The sequence below is a fragment of the Tyzzerella sp. An114 genome, from assembly GCF_002161055.1.
Classification (GTDB): domain Bacteria; phylum Bacillota; class Clostridia; order Lachnospirales; family Anaerotignaceae; genus Fimicola; species Fimicola cottocaccae.
On record NZ_NFLT01000007.1, the window covers coordinates 24151 to 47655 of the forward strand.

The window sequence follows — 23505 nt, forward strand, 5'->3', positions numbered from 1 at the left end:
CAAAGTCACTTCCCTTCATCATCATTTTGGAGTTGTTTTTTAATATGTTGTCTCTCAAGAGAGCGTAATTTTTCAAAATCCCATTTCCTCTGCTCATAGTTTACAAAGCGATTTTTCTTTTGTATAGGTTGAGATGAAACAACAGGGGCTTTAGTTTTATTTTCTTTTTTTGAATGTAAAAATGAACGGTCTATTTTTTCAACATCTTCTTTAGTTTTAACATTTTTATTATGCCAGTCTGTAATTATTGTATCAGCATAGGGAAAACCGGCTTTTCCTGTGGCAAGTACAGTTCTTTCACAGGCAAGACATATTATATCCATATTCATATTATAATCAAAAAGCCACCTTTGCATAAACTTTTCCTCGGCGGTTGTAGGTATTCTGTTTGTAATACCCATTGATTTCATTATTGTTCTGTATTCTTTATTGTGAAGTCTTATATATTCAATAGCTTTTTTAGGAGTATTTATTTCTTTTTCGGCCCAGTCAAGGGCAACAGCTTCAATATATCTTAAAGAATAATGATTGTTTTTTGTACAGTAGGCAAAAAGTATTTCTATAACATCAAGGGGCAGACGGAGCCAGTCATAAAGTCCCAATATAATAGAAAGGTCATTGTGAGTTAACATTTTTCCTAAATGGGATTGAGCTGTACTGAAAAGATTTTTAATATTTTCGTTGTTTCTTGAAAATATATCAATTTCAGCAGGAGAATATTCTGGGCGTTTTTCTGTTATAACTTTTTTCTGTTCTTTTTTTGATGATAGTATAAAAAATTCATCTTTTAATGAAACAGAAAAAGGATTTTCAGTATATGTCACAATACCCTCAGCAGAAAAATATTTCCAAGCATTTATGACATCTGATATAGGAAGGCGAAGGGTGTTAGCAATAGCCTCGTTTGTTATTTTTTCACCTTCGCTGAGTATACGACAGGCATATATATAAACCATACAATATATATAAGGTGCTTTTTTAAAATAAGTATCTATAAATTTATTGGATATTGAAGTTTTACTATATTGAAGTTTTAAAGACATAATAAATCCCCTTTTATTAATGTAGTTATTTTATAATTGTAAATATATAATTTGATTTTATCAAGATAAATATTAGGCAATAAAATCAATAAAAAAATATCAATAATATATATAGATATTGTCTGTAAAGTGTTTAAATGTAGAGTTTTATTGACTTATTTTGAAATTTTACAAAAATGTTACAAGATGATATAAACACTTGCAATTATGATTTATAGCGGTTATAATAATTTCAGCATAAAGAACTGTGTAGGTTAACTTTATAGCTGTAATATTTCAGTAATATTTCAAATATTACAGTAATGTTACACTTCATAAAAAGTAGTTGACCGAAGGGGGTTCGGGTGCTATAATGCAGTTTGTAAGTGAGTCTGTTTGCCGGAAACATGCTCATACAAAATAATTAATTATGGTTTTTTTAATTTAAAAGGAGGAGAAAGAAGATGAAGAAATTTATTTCTTTAGCTTTAGCGGCAGCTATGACACTTAGCTTAGTGCCAGTTTCAGCTTTCGCTTCAACAGACAACAGAATTTCAAATGTTGTTACAGTAGAAAAAGATGACGTTCTTACAGATGCACCACAGGTTGTTATCATGAACGACAAAGGTGATATTAAAGCAGAAAAATTCAGCTTTGAACTCGTACTTGACGGTGCTGAGTGGGATGATGTAGACGAAGTAGAAATATATGAAGCTGATTCATCTAATAAAATTACAAATGTTACTGATGCTTCAAAGGATTTAACAACAGCAGAAGGAGACAGTAAAGCAACAGTTGAAAAATTATCTTCAACAAGAGCTTTAGTTACTATTGATGCGGCTGGTGGTGCTGCTGCTAAAGATGGTGGTTTTAAAATCACTCTTAACGGAGCTAAAATTACAGGAGAAAAAGCTACTGTAACAATCGACCCAAGACAGTCAACAGTATCTGCTGATACATTTACATTTGCTAAATCAGTAGATGGTGGTACAGTTGCTACTATTGATGATACAACAGATTTCACAGGTATAACAGAAATCAAACCTATTCTTCTTGAAGAAGTTACAGCTGGAACAATTGATGATAATGATGAAATTACATTAAAACTTAACAGCGGATTCAAATTTACAAACGCTGGTACAGTATCAGTTATTTCAGGTGATTTAGATCTTGGATCAAAAACATATGAGATAGTTTCAGATGATAATAGAACAATTAAACTTAAATTAGGTTCAGATGTTACTGAATCAAAGAAAGCTTCTATCCTTAAATTCGAAGGAATTAAAATCGATGAAGATGGAGCTTCTGAAGGTAAAGTAGCTGAAATCACAGTAAACGGAACAAACGTAGACAAAACAACTCTTGAAGTTGGTACTTATGTAGATTACAATGTAAGCGTTTCAGCTGAAGATAAAGACCTTCCAACAATCTACTCAGGTGTTGCTGTTGATGATGACAACAATGAAACACTTAAATTAACAGTTAAAGAAGGCGTTTCTGACTCATGGTTCCTTGATAGCAGAAAAACAACATTCACATTCCCAGAGGGTGTAAAAGTTGCTGCTGTTAACGTAGATAGCGATACAGAGAAAATTGCTGATGAAAGTTCATTAGAAGGTAAATTTACAATTGATGGAAATGAAGTAACATTCTCAGGTGCTAAAAAGACAGCTTCAACAGATAAAGCTAAATTAGTAGTAAGCTTTGATGTAATCGTTGCTCCAGACTTCACAGGTGACATCAAATGTACAGTAGGTGGAGCTGCAGTTGCTGAAGATACAGAAGTTACACTTGCTAAAGCAGTTGCTCCTGTAACAGTAGAAGCTGAAAAAACATCAGTTGCTATCGACTACAGAAATGTACCAGTTGGCGACATCACAGTTAAAGAAGCTGAAGCTGGACTTTGGGGTAAAGGACAGACAATTACTCTTAATGTAGAGTCTATGGCCTTTGAAAAAGGTATGACAGCTGAAGTTGTTGAAGGTGACGGAGAAATCAAAAAACTTGATGTAAGTGGTGGAACAATCAAAATCACAGTTGACTCTGAAAGTTCAAAAACACCTATGGCAATCAAACTTTCAAATGCTTCACTTTACTTAGGAAGAAGCTTACCAGCTGGTGACTATGCTCTTAACTTAGTTTATGATAAAGATTCAGTTATGTTTGAAACATACAATGAAAAAGACGGAAATAAACCATCAGTAACAGGTGAGTTTGGATTTGACGTTGATGAAGTAGAAGTTCTTAAAGATTACGTAACAGTTGCAACAGCTGGACGTGACCAGGGAACAACATTCACAACAAACGTAGTTGTAACAATCGACTCTACAACAATGTTAGTAGATGGTAAAGAAGTAACACTTGATGTACCTGCTTACCTTTCAGCTGAAGGTTGGACAATGCTCCCAGTAAGAGCCGTAACAGAGTCTCTTGCATCAGCTTCAAACAGCGAGCCAGTTGATTGGATTGCTGGTAACCCAGGAACAATCATGATCTACTACGGAGACAAAACAGTTTCTATGACACTTGGTTCAACAACAATGTACATCAATGGTACACCAGTTCCAATGTCAACAGCTCCAGTTATCGTTAACGATAGAGCATTCCTTCCAATGAGAGACCTTGGACGTGCTCTTGGACTTAGCGACAGCCAGATTGCTTGGGATGCAACAGCTAGAACAGCTACATTCAACCCAACTACAACAGCTGCTGAATAATTAAAACTTAAAAATAACAACTGATATTCACATTCCGGCAGAAACACACGAATATTAGAGTTTGTCAGGGAGGCCCCTTTTGGGGCTTCCTTTTTATTTTTCTAAAAATCTAAAATCCTTACAAAAACATTACAATATATTATAATGCCTTAAAACAGGCATATTTTTATTGTATAATTAATACAGATACAAAAAAATATGAAGATTTTTATGCTTTGTTTCGTATAATTTTAAGGAGGAATTATTATGAAAATAAAATCAGCTGTTTTTGGATTTATAGCAGGTGCTTTGTGTACTGCTACAATAGGTACTGCGATAGGTGCTGATACTGTTGTTGTTGGTACTTTAAAACCTGACATTGGTTTTAAAATTGACGGAGAAGTTTCTTATGCTCCAAAAAGTATGTCACCTATAAACTATAACGGATATACTTATGTTCCTGTAAGATATATTGGTGAGATGCTTGGCTGTAATGTTGAGTGGAATGCTTATGGCAATATGGTTATTGTAGATTATCCTGAGGATAAAATTAAAGAAGTTGTAAGAGAAGTTGAAAAAATTGTTTATGTTGACAAAGGTGACAGTGTTGACGGAACAGTATACTCTGAACTTCCTGTAACAAAAAGAACTTCTGACTTTGAAGTTACTCTTACAGGCTTTATAAGAAGTAAAGACGCTAATAAATCAACTCTCTATTTGACAATAGAAAATAAACAGAGTGAAAATATTCAGCTTGACCAAGATGAGTGTGTTCTCACTGTTGATGGTGAAAAATATGAAATCACAAGTAGAAACTCTTTACTTGATGCAAAATGGTACAACAACATAAAGAAAGATGACAAAGTTGAAGGATATCTCACATTTGAGCTTGTTCCTGAGGATTATAAAGAAATGTCTATTGACCTTGTAACTGTAAAAGCTGGAGAAAAGACTACTACAACAATTAATTTTACAAAATAATATTAAAAGAAAGAGATGAAATGCCAGATGAAACGAAGTATTAAAAATTTTAGAGCTATTCTGTCATGTGTGCTTGTATCTGCACTTATGACAGCAAATGTTTTTGCCGGTGAAAAAGTCGAAAGTACTGAAAACATTGAAAATGATAATGGTGTTAGAGTTATAACTTATGAAGAGGCAATAGAACTTGCAACTAAAGAAAACTCAAGCCTTAAACAGATTTCAGATACTCTTGACTATATAAATGATACTAAATCTCTTATGTTTGCCGGTTCAAATTATCCTATGTTACCTGATGACGGAAGCAATTATCTTGTTACTGCTGCTAGATTTCAACAGCTTTCTGCTGTAAATAGTCTTAATACACAACAAAAAAGTCTTAGACTTACACAAGAGCTCACTGACCTTTCAATTGAAGCCGGTGTAAAAGGTGAAATGACAACAATTTCTGTTCTCGAACAGAATTATGAACTTGCTAAGGAAAGTTTAGAGCTTGCAAAAGAACAGCTTTCTCAAACAAGTACAATGTATCGCCTTGGGATGGTAAGCTGGAATGACTATGAAAAATCTATGAAAGAAGTTGCTAATCAGGAACAGCAGATTAAACAGCTTGAAATGTCTATGGAACAGGAATATAATTCTTTCGCAAAACTTCTTGGTATTGATGAAAATGAAGAATTTAAGATAGAATACAATGTTGAGTATGAACCTGTTGAAAAAATTACAGATATGGACGCTTTTGTAAATACTAAAATTAAAACTGATTTAGCTTTACAGATGGAAAAACAAAACGTTGATTCAGCTTCTTTCGGTCTTAATCTTTTTATTGATACAGGAAACGGAACTGACTATGATAAACAGAAACTTGATGTTAAAACTGCAGAGAGAAATTATGCTGATAGTGTAAAAGCTAAAGAAAACAGTATTAAAAATGCTTATATAGGCTTACAGAATACTGAGTCTGAAAGAAAAGTTCTTGAAAATAAACTTGCTCAGGCTAAAGCTGATTATGAAACTGCCAAAGTTAATTATCAGGTAGGTAATATTACAAAATTACAGCTTGACAGTGCAGAACTTGCTATTACTCAGGCTGAAATTGCTCTTGAACAAAACACTCTTACACATGATGTAAATAAATTTATGCTTGATAACACTTGTCTTCTTTCAGGTGCTTCATCAGCTTCTTCAACTCAGAACTAAAATTTGAATAAAATCACTCTTTTGGAAAACAATATTTTCAAAGGAGTGATTTTTTTATGGATAAAAAACTTTCTAATAGCCTTAAATATAATATTGACTATATTAAATATATTTTCTCTGATTGTGGAGATATTGTTTATAGAGATTTCTTTGCAGGTTGTAATATGTGTCTTGTGTATGTTGATAATATTATAAATAATGTTGCTGTTGAGGAGTCTATACTTACAAATCTTATGAATAGGTCTGATATGAGGGGGGAGGGGGATAGTTTTATTGAAAAAAGCCTTCTTGAGGTTGTATCTGTTAAAGATGTCACTAAAATATATACTTTTGATGATATTGTAACCGCTGTATTGTCAGGAGATACTGTTATATTATGTGATGGTGCAAACTCTGCCATTCAGGCCTCTACAAAAGGCTTTCCTACTAGAGGTGTTGGAACTGTCCAAACTGAAATTTCAGTTTTAGGTCCTAAAGATGCTTTTAATGAGGCTATGGCTATAAATATTGTACTTATCAGAAGAAGGATAAAAGACTCCCGTCTTAAACTTAAAAGAATGAAAGTGGGAAGGAAAACAAAAACAGATATGGCTCTTATGTATATGGAGGGTATTGTAAATAAAGAAATACTTAAAAGCATTGAAAAGTCCATTGAGAATGTTGATATTGATGGGGTTTATGATAGCGGATACATGGAACAGCTTATTGAAAAAAATTATAAAAGTCCCTTTCCTCAAATTCAAATTACTGAAAGACCAGATAAAACAGCTTCATCACTTCTTTCAGGTAGAGTTGCCCTTGTTGTGGATAATTCACCCTATGTAATACTTTTACCTGCTCCCCTAAATGAGTTTTTTCAGTCAGCTGATGATTATTACGAGCGTTGGGAGATAATGAGTTTTATAAGATTTATGAGATATATTGGGGCTTTTATAGCTGTTTCATTGCCGGGGCTTTTTATTGCCCTTGCTGTTTATAATCCCTCTATGTTGCCTGTGTCTTTGGCTTTAAAAATTGCCGGAAGTCGGCAAAATGTGCCTTTTCCCACAGCGGCAGAAATACTTGTAATGGAGATTGCCTTTGAACTTCTTGTGGAGGCTGGTGTGAGACTTCCTTCACCCGTAAGCTCTACAATAGGTATTGCTGGAGGCATAATAATAGGTCAAGCAGCTGTTGAAGCTGGTATTGTAAGCCCTGTAATAATAATTGTATCTGCTTTGACTGCCATATGTACTTATATTGTGCCTAATACATCATTTACAGCCGGTATAAGGATATTTAAGTATATAGTTATATTTTTATCATCCTTCTTTGGACTTTTCGGTTTTTGGGCAGGAATACTCATTTTAATAATACATTTATCATCTATGGAGAGCTTTGGTATACCTTATTTATATCCTTTCTGCTCATCATCTGAAAATGATTACAGTGATTTGAAAGACAGTATTTTTAGATTGCCTTTGTTTATGCTTAAAAAACGTCCTGTCTATGCAAAGAGAGATAATAGAGTTAGACAAAGTGGAAAGGAGGAAAAATAAATGTTTTCTTCCAATAATAAAATATCAGTGCGACAAATACAGGTACTTATATTTATAAGTGGTTTTGCTTCATGTTTTACAGTTTTACCAAGATTTCTTGCTAATACTGGGGGAAATAGTGGTTTTATTATTATTGCTTTGACTTCTATTATTGTATCTTTGTTTGTTGCCTTTTGTCTTAATGCCTTTGAAAAGTCTAAAAAAGGAAATTTTAAAAATATAGTTGAGTCTCTCTTTGGAAAATATTTTGGAAATATAATTTATTTTTTAATGACTATTAAAATATTGGTTTCTGGTGGTCTTATGCTTAGAATACTTTGTGAGGTTATAAGAGAAACTACCCTTTTTAAAACCCATATAAGCCTTACAGGGGGCATTATAATAATTTTGTGTTTATATTCCCTTAAAGGTGGAATTGAAGGTTTTGGACGACTTGGAGAGATTATTTTTATAACTGCTTTTATACCTATTTTAATTATATTTGCTCCTGCCGTAACTGACACAGACTATACAAATATATTGCCTATTATTGATATTAAAAATCAAAATATAGTACAAGGTTTTATTGTCAGTCTATGTATTTTTTTTGGAATAGAGAATATTTTTATGGAGTATTCTTTTGTAAATAAAATTAAAAATGTTAGAAGTATTGTTATTTCTATATTATTTTTGGGAATATGTACCAGTGTAGTATATTTCTTTACAATAACCAGATTTGGAGCTGAAACGGCTTCATCAAAACTTTTTCCTGTAATAATAATGCTTGATACTGTTGAAATACCTGGGGCATTTATAGAGAGACAGTTTATATTTGTCATTTGGGCTGTTATAGCATCAGCTTTTGTTTTTATAAACTCATCTTTTATATTTGGAATCACATTCAACAAAAACAAATTTTTTAAAATAATTTATTCTATAATTATTTTTACTTTCTGTTTTATTCCTTCAAATATAACAAAAACTCTTGAGTGGTTTTACAGTGTAAATATATTTGGTGGCATTGTTTTTGGAGTTTTACTGCCTTTTATTCTTGCCATATATTGCATTATTGATAGGAGGAAAAAACATTGAGAAAGTTTATTGTTTTGCTGTTTTGTGTTTTGATATATTCTTTTACTCTCTGTGGTTGTATGGATAAAATTGAGGCAGAAGACAGAGGATATGTTATAACAATGGGTGTTGATAAGGGCGTTGAAAATAAATATGAGTTTTCTTTTGTAACAGCAAGCCTTTCAGATAAAGGTGCAGGAACATCGGGAGGAGATATTATAAAAGTTTCTGGGGATAGCATTTTAGAGGCTATAAATAAAGGTGATAGCTACACAAATAAACTTTTGTATTTAGGTCAACTTAAAAATGTGGTTTTTAGTAAAAGTATAGTTGAGGATTACCAGCTGTTTTTTAATGTTTTAAGCCAGTTGGAAAGTAACAGAGATGTGAGTGTAAAAACGGTTATACTTGGGACAGAAAGTAAATCTCAAGATTTGATTTCTATTATAAGTGAAAATGAATTATCATCAGGAGTATATATATATGATTTTTATAAAAATTCTGCTGAGAAAACATCTTTTACAGAAAAAACAGAGCTTGAAAGTCTTATGATAGATTTAAGACAGAATAAAAGTGTTGTACTGCCTTTAATATCATTTGATGATAATGATTTAAAAATCGGAGGAGGTCTTTTGACAGGGGAAAAAGGCTTTAAGGGAGTTATTTCAGAAGACTATATAATGAGTGGTATTTGGCTTAAAAATAAGGCTGAGGGGGCTGTTATTGTAAATAGTAATGGAGATACTTTAAGCGTTATTGATAACTATTGTAAGTATGATTTTAATGAAAAAAATGGTTATATAACTTGTAATATAGATATAGAGGCAAGGGGAAGTATTGACGGACTTTATAGTAGTGAAGAAATAGAAAGCATGGAAAAAGATTTTGAAAATATGATTGAGGACAATATATTAAAATATATAGATTTCCTTAAATATGAATGTATGGAAGACCCTCTTGGATTTTCAAATAGATTAAAGAAACACAATAAAGATTTGTATTATAAATATGGTGAAGAAAAATCTTTTTATAGTATGAATTTTAATATAGATTGTGATTTGAAAATAAAAAGTACAGGAATGGGCGGTTGATGTATAAAATATCATCAAATATGTTAATACTCATATTGAGGTGATATTTAATGAAAAAATTGTATTTTTATTTTTTATATACTGTTGAAATATTAAAAAGAGAAAAAGAAAGATTGATACTTTCAATTTTGGCAGGATTTATTGTAGCTTTTATGTTTTCGTTGTATTCAACATATACATACAGCGAAAATATTCAAAAAAATATTGCTGAAAAAGTTGTAAGATTTCATGTTTTGGCTAACAGTAATTCAAGTGAAGATATAGAGCTTAAATATAAAGTTAGAGATGCACTTTTAAAATATACAGAAAATTTTGATTGTAATACAAGAGATGAATTTATTGATGTTTTAAACAGTAATATGGAGGGAATAGATGAGATAGTAAAAAACACACTTATTGAAAATAATAGTGATTATACTTCAAAAGTATTTTTGAGTAGAGATATTTTTCCCTATAAGGAATATGGTGATGTTGTTTTTCCTGCGGGAGAGTATTTGGGACTTAGAGTTGAGATTGGAGAGGCAAAAGGGAATAATTGGTGGTGTGTGATGTTTCCTTCAATGTGTTTTAATGATGATAGTTGTAAAAGCACAGGAAGTCAGGGAATGATTAACCTTAAAAATGCACTTGATAATGAGGAATATAATATTGTAACAGCTAAAAAAAGTAACAGTATTGTGCCTAAAATAAAGTTTAAAATAGTTGAATTATGGCAAGAGAGCAAGTATAACAAAAATGATTTTGTGACAAACAGCGATAAATAAATATAAGGTCACATTTTTAACTAATTCTGTTGTCAAGAGATACCCAAGTGAATATAATTAAAATAATGGTTTAGATTTTCCATTTGATAATTATACTTTTTTAATATAGAGAAAAGAGGGGATTCTTTTGAATAAAAAGACAGTAGCAGTACTTTTTGGAGGACAGTCTTCTGAACATTCTGTATCCTTAGTATCTGCAACAACAATTATTTCAAATATGGACAGTGAAAAATATTTTATAATTCCTGTTGGTATAACAAAAGAAGGTAAATGGCTTATATATAATGGGCCTGTTGAAAATATAAAAAATGGTGATTGGGAGAAATACGGCACACCTGCTGTTTTAAGTCCTGATGCTGGAATGAAAGGTATTATAAAAATTGTGGGAGACAAAGCAAAAATAATACCTGTTGATGTTGTTTTCCCTGTACTTCATGGTGCTTGGGGAGAAGACGGAACTATACAGGGACTTTTAGAGCTTGCAAAAATTCCTTATGTAGGTTGTGGAGTTTTAGCTTCATCTGTAAGTATGGATAAAGTTTATACAAAAATAATCTGTAAAGACGCAGGTATTCCACAGGCTAATTACACATGGGTGTTTGCTTCTGATATTGAAAAAGAAGATACACTTAAAAGAATTGAAAAAGAAATAGGCTATCCTTTATTCATAAAACCTTCAAATGCTGGTTCATCTGTTGGTATTTCAAAGGCTACAAACAGAGATGAACTTTTAAAGGGCTTAAAAGAAGCTGCTAGATATGATAGAAAAATAGTTATAGAGGAATTTGTAAACGGTAGAGAACTTGAGTGTGCTGTTCTTGGTAATGAAGATATAAAAGTTACAAGAGTAGGTGAAATTCTCTCTGCTGCTGACGCTGAATTCTATGATTTTGATGCTAAATATAATAATCCAGACTCAAAAACTGTTATACCTGCTCCAATACCAGCTGAAAAAGAGGAAGAAATAAGAAGTCTTGCAAAAAAAGTGTTTAAAGCTGTTGATGGTTCAGGAATATCAAGAATAGATTTCTTTATGGATAGAGAAAGCGAAAAAATAATATTTAATGAGCTTAATACACTTCCGGGATTTACTTCAATAAGTATGTATCCTATGCTTTGGGAGGAAGCTGGACTTCCTAAAAAAGAACTTATTGATGAGCTTATAGAGTTAGCTCTCAGTAGAGATAACGGTATAAGAGGATAATAATACTGGAGGTATAGAAATGGATAACAGACCGATAGGTATTTTTGATTCCGGAGTTGGTGGTCTTACTGTTGCAAAACAGGTTATAAAGGTTCTTGGTAACGAAAATATAGTTTATTTTGGAGATACAGCAAGACTTCCCTATGGAAGCAAATCAAAGGAGACTGTTACAAGATTTTCAAAACAGATAGTAAGATTTTTAAAGACAAAAGATGTTAAAGCTGTAATTATTGCTTGTAATACTGCCAGCTCTAATAGTCTTGAGGAGCTTAAAGAGACATTTGACCTTCCTATTTTTGGCGTTGTTGTTCCGGGAGCTTCTGAAGCTGTGAAAGCAACAAAAAATAAAAAAGTGGGCATAATAGGTACTGTGGGAACTGTAAGAACTAATGCATATAAAAAACTTATATGTGAAGCTGACAGCTCCATAGAGGTTTTTTCAAAGGCTTGTCCTTTATTTGTTCCTCTTGTTGAGGAGGATTGGACTAATAATGAGATTACAAAGCTTACTGCTGAAAAATATCTCTCTGAGCTTTTAAAAGAGGGCATTGACTCTCTTGTTCTTGGTTGTACTCATTATCCTCTTTTAAAAAAATGTATAGGCGATGTTGTAGGTGATAATGTTAAACTTGTTGACCCTGCAAAGGCTACTGCTCTTACTGTTAAAAATTTTCTTACTGAAAATAATATGCTTAATGATGGTACAGAGGAAAATCACCACATTTTTTATGTAAGTGACTATACAGAACAGTTTGATGTTTTATGTAGAAAGGCTTTAAAGAAAGTTTATAAACCTCATATAATAGATATAGAAAGTTATTAAATAATAATCATTATTATTAAATAACTATTGTAATTCGATAATGTATGTGATATAATACAGTCATAGAAAAGAAATATTATATATATTTAGTTAGAGGGAGGAATTACAATGATTAATATAACATCTGCTGAATTTGAAAATGAAGTTTTAAAAAGTGATAAATTAGTTATGATAGATTTCTTTGCTGTATGGTGTGGTCCTTGTAAAATGGTAGGGCCTATCGTTGAAAGTGTTGCTGAGGAGTGCAAAGACAGCTGTAAAGTGTTAAAAGTTAATATTGATGAGTCTCCTGAGCTTGCACAGCAGTATAAAGTAATGGCAGTGCCTACAATAATGTTCTTCAAAAATGGTCAGGTTGTTGACACTACTGTTGGAGCAGTTCCAAAATCAGAACTTATTGCAAAAATTGAAAAACTTAAATAAATATAAAAATACGGTACAGAAATCTGTACCGTATTTTTTTTCAATCAATTTTAATGGGGATTTAAAATTATATTAAATACTTTTATTTATACATTCTAAGAGTATCACCAATATAGTTTACATATACTTTGTTTGATACATCTGTTGAAAATTCTTTTGCTTCTATATATGAAACACCATTAACAAGTTCTACGCTTTTTATTGGTGTTCCGTCAACTGTTGCACCTGTTTCAGGAGCCCAGCCTATTTCTACTCCAATAGAGTCACATACTGCTCTTAAAGGTATAAGTGTTTCTCCGTCTTTATTTATTATCTGTGATGATATTTCTGATGTTTCACCATTAAGTCTTACTGTTCCAAGTTTCTCGCCTTTTGCAAGGTTTTCAGCAACTTCAGGTTTTAATATATCTTTTACATCATTAAGGGCTATTCTAAACTCTGGAATTCCTGCTGCATAAGGAGCTATTTCATAAGGTGAGAAGTATATTACTATATCACTTCCGTCAATATAATAATCAAATGTTTCTTTTGCATTTACAGTGTCTTTTGCTGTTTCAAAATAAATTCCTTCTGTATTAGCTGTTATCTGGCTGTTTATTTTTTCTTTTAATACAGAAATAGAGTTTCTGTCATCTTTAAAGAGTTTATCAATTGTGAGAGGTTCTGTGCTATCTTTAAAACCAGTATATGATTTTAATACAGTTATTCCGTGAGCTCCTCCACTATAAACATAGTTTGTTGTAACAACGGATATAATATCTCCTGCTGTGTGTACATCATAGAATGAAATGTACTCTGCACTCAATGCAGAGTTTTCAATTTTTGAAAGTTCTGCACCAGTTTCTTTTGTTGAGGCAATTCCTGTGTTTATATTTTTTTCAATTTCTGTATTGAGATATTTTGCAAATTCAAATCCTTCAAAATTAGGTTTAGCGGCGTTTATTGTATATTTTGTTCCTGTTTCATTTAAAACTGTTCCTTTTACTTCTGCCATAGCTGGAACACACATAAAAGATGCTACAAGTAATGTTGCTATTATAGTTTTTATAGTCTTTTTCATAATTAGCCACCTCTTTTAAATTTTTTAGATATATTATTTTGTTTTTATAACTATTAGACATAGAGAGTATTTAAAAAGTTTCATAGTTAATAAAAAATTTTTCTATTCAAAAAAATAAAGTCTTACAATGTATAATTTTTAATATATTATACAATGTAAGACTTTATATTAGCTTTTAAGACATATTATTTAATGTCAAGACCAGCTATTTTCGCCATTTCTATTATGGAAGCTTTGGAAACTTTTTTACCTTTATAATCTATAAGGTCGTCCATGCTACCAGTGAAAATGTCGGCAGGCTCATACTTTTTGAGTATTACTTTTTCATCGTCAACAAAAATTTCAAGGGCATCCTTTTCATTTATGTTGAGATTTCTTCGGAGTTCGATTGGTAAAACAACTCTGCCAAGTTCGTCTACCTTTCTTACAATCCCAGTTGATTTCATAAAAAACCTCCTAAAAAATTTACCTAAAACCAATTAAACGCTTTAAACATAACATAATTCTATTTAAAAGTCAATATTTCGGAAAAAATGTCAAAAAAATTTTAATAAAAAAAGTATAAAGATATGATAAGTTGCATAAATTTTAATGTATTATATATAGGAGTGATAAAAATATGCTAAATTTTATCTGGGGTAGCTTTATAATATGTGGTATAGTTTTTTCGGTAATAAATGGAAAAAGTCACCTTATTACTGATGCACTTCTTAATGGAGGTAAAGATGCAGTATCTCTTTGTATTACAATGGTAGGTGTTATTTCTATATGGACAGGCATAATGGAAATAGCTGAAAAAAGTGGAATGATAAAAGGAATATCAAAAAAACTTGGAGGAATACTTACATATCTTTTCCCTAAAATACCTCAAAATAGCGTTGCTAGAGAGTATATAGCTGCGAACTTTACAGCTAATTTTTTTGGTTTGGGTTGGGCTGCTACACCGGCTGGACTTCTTGCTATGGAGGAACTTTCAAAAATGAATAAAAAAAGTGATGTTGCCAGTGATGAAATGTGTATGTTTATGATAGTGAACACTTCTTCTTTGCAACTTGTGACAATGAACATTGTAGCATACAGAAGTCAGTATATGTCACAAAATCCTTCGGAAATTATATTTGCAGGAATAATAGCTACTGTTGTTTCTACAATGGCTGGAGTTATATTTGCAAAAATTATGGGGGGAAAGAATAAATCATGGAAAAACTAATTATAATTTCAAACTTAATTATACCAATAATAGTTTTTTCAACAGTTCTTTTTGGTGCATCAAAAGGTATATCTATATATGAAACATTTATTGATGGTGCTAAAAAAGGAATATCAACAGTTTTTGATATTGCACCTACACTCATAGCTCTTATGACATCTGTTTATGTTCTTAGGGTTTCAGGTCTTCTTGATATAATTGCAAATTGTTTTAAACCTATAACAGAATTTACAGGTTTTCCATCGGAGCTTATACCTTTATGTCTTATGAGACTTGTATCATCATCAGCGGCAACAGGTCTTTTGACTGACATTTTTGGTACATATGGCCCTGATTCTTTTATGGGACGTCTTGCTTCTGTTATGATGAGTTGTACGGAGACTGTTTTTTATACTATGTCCCTTTATTTTTTACATGTTAATATAAGAAAAACAAGATATACTCTTGCAGGAGCTTTGATATCAAATCTTTTTGGCATTATAGCCGCTTTTTATGCTACAAAACTTCTTTTTTGAAATTTAGAAAGCACACTTTTATTTTTTATGCTATAATCAGTATATAAATTTTACTCTATTTAGGGGTGCTGATTATTTATGCTAATGAAAAAACTACTTATTATATTGACTGCTGTATTTATGTTGACAGGATGTAATATAGGAGGAAATTCTGATGATGATACTTTTACTATAAGTTTTGATGATAAAGAAAAGTATAAAGAACAGATATATAATCTTATGTATGATTACTACTGGAGATATGATGATACAACAGTAGAGTTCTTTTCATCTTCTGTGCCTGAAAATACAGATGAAAATATACCTGCTTTTGAGGCCTCTGATGATATAGGACTTAATCTTAAACGGTATGCAGGAGAAAGCTGTGTTGTTGCAACTTTAAACTTACAGCATTTTAATGGAGATTATGCCGGTAGAGGATATTACTATTTTAACAGTGGAAAACTTTCCGGTGCATACTATACATCATCTAATGGTGATGATATTTACAGTTTTAACACAAGAAATGTATTTGTAAATTCACCAGCTTTTGAAGGTTATGAAAGCGATGAAAAAATGGCTGATTTTAAAGAATATAGGTCTTTTGTAGAGTCCACAGGATTTTCCGATACTTCCCATAGTTCTGACGGAAAATTTATTGCACTTTCTGTAAATGGAAATTATATGCATATATATAAATATGCAAATGATAGACTTATAAAATACAAATCTGTGTATCTCACATCAGAAGGACTTGTTCCTCTTTCAGCAACATTTTTGGAAAATAACGGAGTTGTTTCTGGTGCTGCTGTAATTATGGGAGAGAGAATTGATGCTTCTGATGATGAAAGTGAAAATACATACACTGTATCAAAGAAAGTTGTATTTTTAAATGACTCTTTTGGAAAAACCGGCGAGGAAATGCTTCTTGAAAACAGTAGTTGCAATTATATTTTTGAAGATGAAGGAAATCTTGCTATATTTGCTGGTGAAAACATTGAATACTATCAAAAAAGTGAAACTGGCTGGGTGAAATTTGAACAGTATAGATTAGGTCACACTGCTAACCATGTTCATATTACAGACCTTGACGGCGATGGTACAAAAGAATATATTATGACAGATGGTTTTGACCTTTATATGTACAGAAAAAGCCTTATGGGATATATAAATATATGGCGCACTCATATAACAGTTGAAAACTATACTGGATACATATATTCAGGAGACCTTAATAATGATGGTATAAAAGAAATATATGTAAGTGATACTACTGGTACAGCTGTAAGGTATATACTTTCAAAAACAGGACTTGTTACAAGTAATGAAGATATTGAATATGGAAATAATCTTTATCCAGCAGATTTTGACGGAGATGGAAAAGACGACTATATAAAAATATTCTTTGGTGAAAATGTAAAACAATCTATGTGTATACAGCAGTGATTTTGAGGTGTAATATAAATTATGAATGATGAATACTATATGAGAGAGGCTCTTTTGGAGGCGGAAAAAGCCTTTCAGATAGATGAAGTGCCAATAGGGGCTGTTATGGTCAGAAATGGGGAAATAATAGCTAGAGGCTATAATAAAAGAAATACAATGAAAAATCCTCTTTGTCATGCTGAAATTGAGATTATAAATAAGTCTTCTGAAATTGTTGGAGACTGGAGACTTGAGGATTGTACTTTATATGTCACTGTTGAGCCTTGTCCTATGTGTGCTGGTGCTATTGTTCAAGCTAGAATTCCTAGAGTTGTTTTTGGCACAAGAAATAAAAAAGCCGGCTGTGCTGGTTCTGTATTAGATGTGTTAAATGAGCCTATGCTTAATCATCAAGTTGATGTTACAGAGGGAGTTCTTTTGGAAGAATGTAGCAGTATTATGAGTACATTTTTTAGAGAATTCAGAAAAAGAATGAAAGAAAAGAAAGAGAAGAAAGAAGATGAGAAATGTGGCTGTGTTTAATAGTATAGACTTTGAAAATTGGGAAAGAAAAGATTATTATAACTATTATATCAATTTCCTTAAATGTAGATACAGTATGACTGTAAATATTGATGTCACAGAGCTTCTTTCTGTATGTAAAGATAGAAATGTAAAGTTTTTTAATGCTTTTATGTATGCTATTTTAAAAACTGTAAATAGCCATAAAGAATTTAGAATGGCCAAAGACAAAGATGGTAATTTGGGATATTGGGATTATGTTGTTCCAACATACACTATATTTCACAAAGATACAGAGACTTTCTCTGACATATGGAGTGAGTACAGTGATGATTTTTCTGTATTTTATGATGAAACTTTGAAAGATATGGAAAAATATAAAGATGTCCATAAAATAAAGGCCAGAGAGGATTTTCCTCCTAATACTTGCCCTATATCATGTGTTCCATGGATAACATTTTCAGGGTATAGTATAGATGCTCCTGTTGATGCTCCTATGCTTATTCCTGTTTTTACATTTGGAAAGTATTTTAATGAGAGTGAAAAAATAAAAGTTCCTCTTGCTATGTATATTCATCATGCTGTTGCTGACGGTTTTCACACATCAAGGCTTTTTAATGATATACAATTATTGTGTGACAATAGCAGAGATTGGATATATAAAAGATAATAATTCAATTTGTCAAAGACTGTAACATTAATTATGTTGACAGAAGGACTTAAAACAGTTATACTTATTAGCGTTACTAAAGTTTATAAAATTTCTGTGCTAGCTGGGGAGGTAGCGGTGCCCTGTACTCTCAATCCGCTATAGAGAGGGTGATGCCTGCTCTAGGCTTTTTCAGGTGAGGGTCTGCCCTTTCAAGGTGGTGTTGAGGGCTGAGTCTTGTGCAACAGCAACCTGTGAACCGTGTCAGGTCCGGAAGGAAGCAGCACTAAGCAGCCCCTGTTGTGTGCCGCAAGGTCGCTTAGTCTGAGTCGCTGAGATTGGTTACGCCTGGTCTGAACTGTCAAAAGCAGGTGCACAGATTTTAAATATAAAAATTATGTTGCCATACGTTTATGAGTTCATAGATGTATGGCATTTTTCAAATTTAAAAGGAGGGTGTTTTTTTGGAGATTATAGAATTTATAAAGGCAATAATTCTTGGTATTGTTGAAGGTATAACAGAATGGCTTCCTATAAGTAGTACAGGTCATATGATACTTGTTGATGAATTCCTTGTACTTAACACAACAGATGCCTTTAAAGATATGTTTTTTGTTGTAATACAGCTGGGTGCTATTTTGGCTGTTGTTGTTATGTATTGGGGAAGGCTTATTCCTTTTTCATTTAAAGATGGTTTCCATTGGGATATGGATAAAATATCAATGTGGCTTAAAATACTTGTTGCCTCAATACCTGCGGGAGTTATAGGTATACTTTTTGATGATGTGTTTACAGCCCTTTTCTATAACTATGTTACTGTTGCAATTATGCTTATTATATTTGGTGTGCTTTTTATAGTTATTGAAAATAACAATAAAAATCAAAGACCAAGAGTTAGAAGTATAGAAAAGATAAATTATAAACTTGCTTTTGTTATAGGTGTTTTTCAGCTTATAGCGGCAGTATTTCCGGGAACATCTCGTTCCGGTGCAACAATAGTTGGTGCTCTTATGCTTGGAGTTTCAAGAACTGTTGCTGCTGAATTTACATTTTTCCTTGCAATACCTGCCATGTTTGGCGCTAGTGCTTTAAAAATGGTTAAATTTTTTATGGACGGTCAAGTTATGACAGGAAATGAAATAGGAATACTTTTGACAGGTATGGTTGTTGCTTTTATTGTTTCTATAATTGCAATACGTTTCCTTATGAGCTACATAAAGAAAAACGACTTTAAGGTTTTTGGTTGGTATAGAATTATACTTGGTATTATTGTACTTTTATATTTTGCATTTACAAATTTTATGGCTTAAAAAAGTGCTGACTATTGTCAGCACTTTTTATTTTATCATATTTTAATAAGTTCATATTCCTGAGTACCAAGACCAAGTTTTTCGGCATGACTAAGCTGTGTTTTCCAGTTAGTTTCTGGGTGACTGTCACAGAAATGGTCACCATGAATATGTTCTGAAATATCAAGACGACTTCCTGGTGTTACAGGCTGATTATTTACAGCATCGGCACAAGCTCTATCTAAAGCTACTGGGTCGAAGGAAGCAAACATTCCAACATCAGGAACAATAGGTGTATCATTTTCAGCATGACAATCGCAATAAGGAGAAACGTCTATAACAAGACTTATATGGAAGTTTGGACGATTTCTTATTACTGCCGCTGTGTATTCTGCCATTTTGCAGTTTAAAATGTCGTTTGACTCATCGTTTAATGTTTTTATTGCATCAACTGGACAGACACCTACACAACGTCCACAACCAAGACATTTATCTGTATTTATGGAGGCTTTTTTATCTGTTATTGTTATAGCACTGTGAGCACAATTTCTTATACATGAACCACAACCAATACATTTGCTTTCTTTTACGTAAGGTTTTCCGGCGTTATGCATTTCCATTTTTCCTGCTCTTGAGCCACAGCCCATACCAAGATTTTTTATAGCTCCACCAAAACCTGTTGCTTCATGACCTTTAAAGTGATTTAAAGATATAACAATATCTGCGTCCATTATTGCACGACCGATTTTTGCCTCTTTTACATATTCCCCGTCTGGAACTGGAACATAAGCTTCATCAGTTCCTTTAAGACCGTCTGCAATTATAACATGACAGCCTGTTGAGAAAGGTGAATATCCGTTTTCGTAAGCTGCATCAATATGGTCAAGGGCGTTTTTACGTCTTCCAACATAGAGAGTGTTACAATCTGTGAGGAAAGGTCTTCCTCCAAGGCTCTTTATAACATCAGCAACAGCCTTCGCATAGTTTGGACGAAGATATGCAAGATTTCCCGGTTCGCCAAAATGAATTTTTATTGCCACATACTTTTTGTCAAAATCTATTGTTTCTATTCCGGCGGACTTCATAAGTCTTTGGATTTTCTGGAGAAGATTTTCTCTGAAAGTTGTGTGCATGTCAGTATAATAAACTTTTGCTTTTTCCATTTTTATTCCCTCCAATTTTTTATTATGTTATTATATAATTATAAAATATTTAATATTCTTGGTCAATGAAAGAGGGGTTAAAATTGAGAATTAGAGTTCTTACTGATAATTATGTACCATACAGTACACCTTTTTGTGGTGAGCATGGTGCTTCATATTTTGTAGAGGATAATGACGGTACAAAAATACTTATGGATATGGGAAAAACTGATGTTTTTATAAAAAATGCAGAGAAAATGGGTATTGATGTTACTACTGCAAATAAAATAGTTTTTTCTCATGGTCATTATGACCACACTTGGGGACTTCAGCATTTTATAGATAAAATTAAAGATACAAAAAATATGCCTGAAATGGTTGTACATCCCCTTTTATTTGATGAAAAAAATGAAGATGGAAGGGATATAGGTATAAATACAACTGTTGACGAGGTTAAAAAATATTTTAAACTCACAATGACAAGAGAACCTTATAAACTTAGCGAGAACATAACATATTTGGGAGAAATAAAGAGAAGATTTGATTTTGAAAATAAAAAACCTCTTGGTGAGACTGTTCATAATGGTGTAAAACATGATGACTTTATATATGATGACTCTGCTATGGTTTATAAAAATAGTGAGGGCATATATATAATAACAGGTTGTTCTCACAGCGGTATATGTAATATCGTTGAACAGGCTAAGGAGGTTTCAGATGAGGAAAATGTAATAGGTATAATTGGAGGTTTTCATCTTATACCTAAAAATGAACAGCTTTACAAAACAATAGAGTATCTTAAATCTTGTAATATAAAAGAATTTTATCCGGGACATTGTACTTCATATGATGCTAGATTTGAGATGAGTAAAAGCCTTGATGTTAGAGTTTTATCTGTTGGGTTGGATATTTCTTGTAATTAAATGATTGACAAATGTCCACCAGGTGTGTATAATAAAACAAACCGATGATTGAGAGTAGTAGATTTATCAAGCTGTCAAAGAGAGCCGATGATGATGGAAATTCGGTACAGTAGGATACTTTGAATGGACTTATGAGGGCAAGGGCGAAATTTTTTAAAGTAGTCTTTGACGGGAACTTCACCCGTTATAAAGGAAGTGCATTTTTTATAAAAAGATGTAGAGTGAGAGGATTTTTTTAAGAAATCAAAAAGAGTGGTACCGCAGAGTTTTAGCCTTTGTCTCTTTAAATTTTAGAGACATGGGCTTTTTTTATTACTGTGATATTTTTAGAAAAGTAAGTATAAGATGAGAGGAGAATTTATTATGGCTAAAATTCCACATAGACTTTATTTATCAGAGGAGCAAATTCCTAAACAATGGTATAATCTTAGAGCAGATATGAAAGAACAACCAGACCCTCTTTTAAATCCTGCTACATTGAAACCTGTAACAATAGATGACCTTAAGCCTGTATTCTGCGAGGAGTTAGCAAAACAGGAGCTTGATGGAACAACAAGATATATAGATATTCCAGAAGAAGTTCAGGAGATGTATAAAGTTTATCGTCCATCACCTCTTATAAGAGCATACAACCTTGAAAAAGCATTGGATACACCGGCTAAAATATATTATAAATTTGAAGGAAATAACACATCAGGAAGTCACAAACTTAACTCTGCCATTGCACAGGCTTACTATGCAAAAAAAGAGGGGCTTACATCTGTGACAACTGAGACAGGTGCAGGACAGTGGGGAACAGCTCTCTCAGAGGCTTGTTCATACTTTGGTCTTGACCTTACTGTATATATGGTAAAGGGTTCATACATTCAGAAACCTTTCAGAAAAGCTGTTATACAGACATTTGGTGGAAATGTAATTGCCAGCCCTAGTGATACAACAGTTGCAGGAAGAAAAATTCTTGCAGAAAATCCAAATACAACAGGTAGCCTTGGCTGTGCTATTTCAGAGGCTGTTGAAACTGCAACAACAACACCTAATTGTCGTTATGTCTTAGGTTCTGTATTAAATCAGGTACTTTTACATCAATCTATAATTGGACTTGAAACAAAAATTGCTATGGAAATGCTTGGAGAGTATCCAGATGTTGTAATTGGTTGTGCTGGAGGCGGTTCAAACCTTGGTGGCCTTATAGGACCATTTATGCAGGATAAACTTACAGGAAAAGCAAATCCTAGAATTGTGGCTGTTGAGCCAGCTTCTTGTCCATCACTTACAAGGGGGAAATATGCTTATGACTTCTGTGACACAGGAAAAATGACACCTATGGCTAGAATGTATACTTTAGGTTCTGGATTTATACCTTCAGCAAACCATGCAGGTGGTCTCCGTTATCATGGTATGTCTCCTATACTTTCAAAACTTTATCATGACGGATATATGGAGGCTGTTTCATATGAGCAGACTAAAGTTTTTGAGGCTGCAACTCTCTTTGCTAAGAAAGAAACTATACTTCCAGCTCCAGAGTCTGCCCATGCCATAAAAGGTGCTATTGATGAAGCTCTTAAATGTAAAGAGACAGGTGAGGCTAAAACTATACTCTTTGGTCTCACAGGAACAGGATATTTTGATATGACAGCTTATGAAAGTTTTATGAATAAAACTATGACAGACTATATTCCAACTGATGAAGACCTTGAAAAAGGCTTTGCAAGTCTTCCAAAAATTGACTGATAATAAAAAGCGGTATTTTATACCGCTTTTATTTTTTTGTTTTTTTAGCATTTTTTTAACAAAGATAGAGTTTTTCGTTTGTAAAATATACAAAATTAACAGCAAAAAATTTGTTATAGTTTAAAAGTGCTAAAAATCTACATAGTATTTTTCGTAACTAATGTTTAAAAACTATTGACAAATTATATACAATGTTGTATAAAATATTTATTATGTATTGTTTTAAAAATAAACATTCATTAATTTTAAAAAATTGATTGTTAAAGAT

22 protein-coding genes, 1 other RNA gene and 1 other annotated feature are annotated in these 23505 nt (G+C 32.4%); of the genes, 19 read left to right on the top strand and 4 right to left on the bottom strand.

From position 1 onward, the window contains the following. Positions 1 to 5: 5 nt before the first annotated feature. Positions 6 to 1043: a DnaD domain protein gene (locus tag B5E58_RS08195; RefSeq protein ID WP_088109203.1), complete on the bottom strand. Its 1038-nt coding sequence runs from the start codon at positions 1041 to 1043 to the stop codon at positions 6 to 8. Between the two features lie 443 nt (positions 1044 to 1486). Between B5E58_RS08195 and B5E58_RS08200 the strand changes: the two genes are divergently transcribed. The 10 genes from B5E58_RS08200 to trxA all read left to right on the top strand — a co-directional run bounded on the left by B5E58_RS08200 (position 1487) and on the right by trxA (position 12792). Next, positions 1487 to 3739, top strand: coding sequence for a copper amine oxidase N-terminal domain-containing protein (locus B5E58_RS08200; protein ID WP_088109204.1), 2253 nt, complete (start codon positions 1487 to 1489; stop codon positions 3737 to 3739). 246 nt (positions 3740 to 3985) lie between these two features. Beyond that, positions 3986 to 4699, top strand: a complete 714-nt coding sequence (locus B5E58_RS08205; protein WP_088109205.1) for a stalk domain-containing protein — start codon at positions 3986 to 3988, stop codon at positions 4697 to 4699. 27 nt (positions 4700 to 4726) lie between these two features. Further along, positions 4727 to 5899, top strand: a complete 1173-nt coding sequence (locus B5E58_RS08210; protein WP_158097709.1) for a TolC family protein — start codon at positions 4727 to 4729, stop codon at positions 5897 to 5899. A 56-nt stretch (positions 5900 to 5955) separates the two neighbouring features. Continuing rightward, a complete protein-coding gene (locus tag B5E58_RS08215) occupies positions 5956 to 7437 on the top strand; it encodes a spore germination protein (protein ID WP_088109207.1) in 1482 nt (493 codons plus the stop codon). After that, positions 7438 to 8508 (top strand): GerAB/ArcD/ProY family transporter, encoded by a 1071-nt coding sequence (locus B5E58_RS08220; RefSeq protein WP_088109208.1) that lies wholly within the window; start codon positions 7438 to 7440, stop codon positions 8506 to 8508. Next, positions 8505 to 9578, top strand: coding sequence for a Ger(x)C family spore germination protein (locus tag B5E58_RS08225; protein WP_088109209.1), 1074 nt, complete (start codon positions 8505 to 8507; stop codon positions 9576 to 9578). The genes B5E58_RS08220 and B5E58_RS08225 overlap by 4 nt, the downstream gene beginning before the upstream one ends. 50 nt (positions 9579 to 9628) lie before the next feature. Beyond that, on the top strand, positions 9629 to 10342 hold the full coding sequence (locus B5E58_RS08230; RefSeq protein ID WP_088109210.1) for a stage II sporulation protein R: 714 nt from the start codon (positions 9629 to 9631) through the stop codon (positions 10340 to 10342). A 127-nt stretch (positions 10343 to 10469) separates the two neighbouring features. Beyond that, on the top strand, positions 10470 to 11546 hold the full coding sequence (locus B5E58_RS08235) for a D-alanine--D-alanine ligase family protein (protein ID WP_088109211.1): 1077 nt from the start codon (positions 10470 to 10472) through the stop codon (positions 11544 to 11546). A 19-nt stretch (positions 11547 to 11565) separates the two neighbouring features. Beyond that, positions 11566 to 12369 (top strand): glutamate racemase, encoded by an 804-nt coding sequence (gene murI, locus B5E58_RS08240; protein ID WP_088109212.1) that lies wholly within the window; start codon positions 11566 to 11568, stop codon positions 12367 to 12369. A gap of 108 nt (positions 12370 to 12477) precedes the next feature. Then, a complete protein-coding gene (gene trxA, locus B5E58_RS08245) occupies positions 12478 to 12792 on the top strand; it encodes a thioredoxin (protein ID WP_088109213.1) in 315 nt (104 codons plus the stop codon). An 82-nt stretch (positions 12793 to 12874) separates the two neighbouring features. On the opposite strand, the gene B5E58_RS08250 is transcribed toward trxA, so the two are convergent. Both B5E58_RS08250 and B5E58_RS08255 read right to left on the bottom strand, forming a co-directional pair. Beyond that, positions 12875 to 13852, bottom strand: a complete 978-nt coding sequence (locus B5E58_RS08250) for a DUF3298 domain-containing protein (protein ID WP_088109214.1) — start codon at positions 13850 to 13852, stop codon at positions 12875 to 12877. A 185-nt stretch (positions 13853 to 14037) separates the two neighbouring features. Continuing rightward, positions 14038 to 14298, bottom strand: coding sequence for an AbrB/MazE/SpoVT family DNA-binding domain-containing protein (locus B5E58_RS08255; protein WP_088109215.1), 261 nt, complete (start codon positions 14296 to 14298; stop codon positions 14038 to 14040). Positions 14299 to 14471: 173 nt separating this feature from the next. Here B5E58_RS08255 and B5E58_RS08260 point away from each other — a divergent pair, with 173 nt between their 5' ends. The 7 genes from B5E58_RS08260 (at position 14472) to B5E58_RS08290 (ending at position 19462) form a co-directional block, all read left to right on the top strand. Continuing rightward, positions 14472 to 15062: a nucleoside recognition protein gene (locus B5E58_RS08260; RefSeq protein ID WP_088109216.1), complete on the top strand. Its 591-nt coding sequence runs from the start codon at positions 14472 to 14474 to the stop codon at positions 15060 to 15062. Then, positions 15050 to 15577, top strand: a complete 528-nt coding sequence (locus tag B5E58_RS08265) for a spore maturation protein (RefSeq protein ID WP_088109217.1) — start codon at positions 15050 to 15052, stop codon at positions 15575 to 15577. The genes B5E58_RS08260 and B5E58_RS08265 overlap by 13 nt, the downstream gene beginning before the upstream one ends. A 78-nt stretch (positions 15578 to 15655) precedes the next feature. Next, positions 15656 to 17002, top strand: a complete 1347-nt coding sequence (locus tag B5E58_RS08270) for a lipoprotein (RefSeq protein ID WP_088109218.1) — start codon at positions 15656 to 15658, stop codon at positions 17000 to 17002. Positions 17003 to 17023: 21 nt separating this feature from the next. Beyond that, positions 17024 to 17524 carry a tRNA adenosine(34) deaminase TadA gene (gene tadA / locus B5E58_RS08275; RefSeq protein WP_088109219.1) on the top strand — a complete coding sequence of 167 codons (501 nt, stop codon included), beginning with the start codon at positions 17024 to 17026 and terminating at the stop codon, positions 17522 to 17524. Next, complete coding sequence (locus tag B5E58_RS08280; RefSeq protein WP_206608566.1) at positions 17502 to 18173, top strand: chloramphenicol acetyltransferase; 672 nt, start codon at positions 17502 to 17504, stop codon at positions 18171 to 18173. The genes tadA and B5E58_RS08280 overlap by 23 nt, the downstream gene beginning before the upstream one ends. A 94-nt stretch (positions 18174 to 18267) precedes the next feature. Further along, an RNA gene (ffs, locus tag B5E58_RS08285) (signal recognition particle sRNA large type) lies at positions 18268 to 18531 on the top strand. 91 nt (positions 18532 to 18622) lie between these two features. Then, positions 18623 to 19462 (top strand): undecaprenyl-diphosphate phosphatase, encoded by an 840-nt coding sequence (locus B5E58_RS08290; protein WP_330395629.1) that lies wholly within the window; start codon positions 18623 to 18625, stop codon positions 19460 to 19462. A gap of 35 nt (positions 19463 to 19497) precedes the next feature. Here B5E58_RS08290 and B5E58_RS08295 read toward each other — a convergent pair whose 3' ends face one another. Beyond that, positions 19498 to 20604, bottom strand: coding sequence for a DUF362 domain-containing protein (locus B5E58_RS08295; protein WP_088109221.1), 1107 nt, complete (start codon positions 20602 to 20604; stop codon positions 19498 to 19500). 83 nt (positions 20605 to 20687) lie between these two features. On the opposite strand from B5E58_RS08295, the gene B5E58_RS08300 reads away from it, so the two are divergent. Beyond that, a complete protein-coding gene (locus B5E58_RS08300; protein WP_242956631.1) occupies positions 20688 to 21506 on the top strand; it encodes an MBL fold metallo-hydrolase in 819 nt (272 codons plus the stop codon). A 35-nt stretch (positions 21507 to 21541) separates the two neighbouring features. Further along, positions 21542 to 21792, top strand: a binding site (T-box leader). 77 nt (positions 21793 to 21869) lie between these two features. Next, positions 21870 to 23237 carry a TrpB-like pyridoxal phosphate-dependent enzyme gene (locus tag B5E58_RS08305; RefSeq protein ID WP_088109223.1) on the top strand — a complete coding sequence of 456 codons (1368 nt, stop codon included), beginning with the start codon at positions 21870 to 21872 and terminating at the stop codon, positions 23235 to 23237. The last annotated feature ends 268 nt before the right edge of the window (positions 23238 to 23505 follow it).

Bases quoted from the DNA above. Each gene is read 5' to 3' on its own strand.
- B5E58_RS08195 (WP_088109203.1), bottom strand. From the start codon at position 1,043: ATGTCTTTAAAACTTCAATATAGTAAAACTTCAATATCCAATAAATTT.
- B5E58_RS08200 (WP_088109204.1), top strand. From the start codon at position 1,487: ATGAAGAAATTTATTTCTTTAGCTTTAGCGGCAGCTATGACACTTAGC.
- B5E58_RS08205 (WP_088109205.1), top strand. From the start codon at position 3,986: ATGAAAATAAAATCAGCTGTTTTTGGATTTATAGCAGGTGCTTTGTGT.
- B5E58_RS08210 (WP_158097709.1), top strand. From the start codon at position 4,727: ATGAAACGAAGTATTAAAAATTTTAGAGCTATTCTGTCATGTGTGCTT.
- B5E58_RS08215 (WP_088109207.1), top strand. From the start codon at position 5,956: ATGGATAAAAAACTTTCTAATAGCCTTAAATATAATATTGACTATATT.
- B5E58_RS08220 (WP_088109208.1), top strand. From the start codon at position 7,438: ATGTTTTCTTCCAATAATAAAATATCAGTGCGACAAATACAGGTACTT.
- B5E58_RS08230 (WP_088109210.1), top strand. From the start codon at position 9,629: ATGAAAAAATTGTATTTTTATTTTTTATATACTGTTGAAATATTAAAA.
- murI (WP_088109212.1), top strand. From the start codon at position 11,566: ATGGATAACAGACCGATAGGTATTTTTGATTCCGGAGTTGGTGGTCTT.
- trxA (WP_088109213.1), top strand. From the start codon at position 12,478: ATGATTAATATAACATCTGCTGAATTTGAAAATGAAGTTTTAAAAAGT.
- B5E58_RS08250 (WP_088109214.1), bottom strand. From the start codon at position 13,852: ATGAAAAAGACTATAAAAACTATAATAGCAACATTACTTGTAGCATCT.
- B5E58_RS08255 (WP_088109215.1), bottom strand. From the start codon at position 14,298: ATGAAATCAACTGGGATTGTAAGAAAGGTAGACGAACTTGGCAGAGTT.
- B5E58_RS08260 (WP_088109216.1), top strand. From the start codon at position 14,472: ATGCTAAATTTTATCTGGGGTAGCTTTATAATATGTGGTATAGTTTTT.
- B5E58_RS08265 (WP_088109217.1), top strand. From the start codon at position 15,050: ATGGAAAAACTAATTATAATTTCAAACTTAATTATACCAATAATAGTT.
- B5E58_RS08270 (WP_088109218.1), top strand. From the start codon at position 15,656: ATGCTAATGAAAAAACTACTTATTATATTGACTGCTGTATTTATGTTG.
- tadA (WP_088109219.1), top strand. From the start codon at position 17,024: ATGAATGATGAATACTATATGAGAGAGGCTCTTTTGGAGGCGGAAAAA.
- B5E58_RS08280 (WP_206608566.1), top strand. From the start codon at position 17,502: ATGAGAAATGTGGCTGTGTTTAATAGTATAGACTTTGAAAATTGGGAA.
- B5E58_RS08295 (WP_088109221.1), bottom strand. From the start codon at position 20,604: ATGGAAAAAGCAAAAGTTTATTATACTGACATGCACACAACTTTCAGA.
- B5E58_RS08305 (WP_088109223.1), top strand. From the start codon at position 21,870: ATGGCTAAAATTCCACATAGACTTTATTTATCAGAGGAGCAAATTCCT.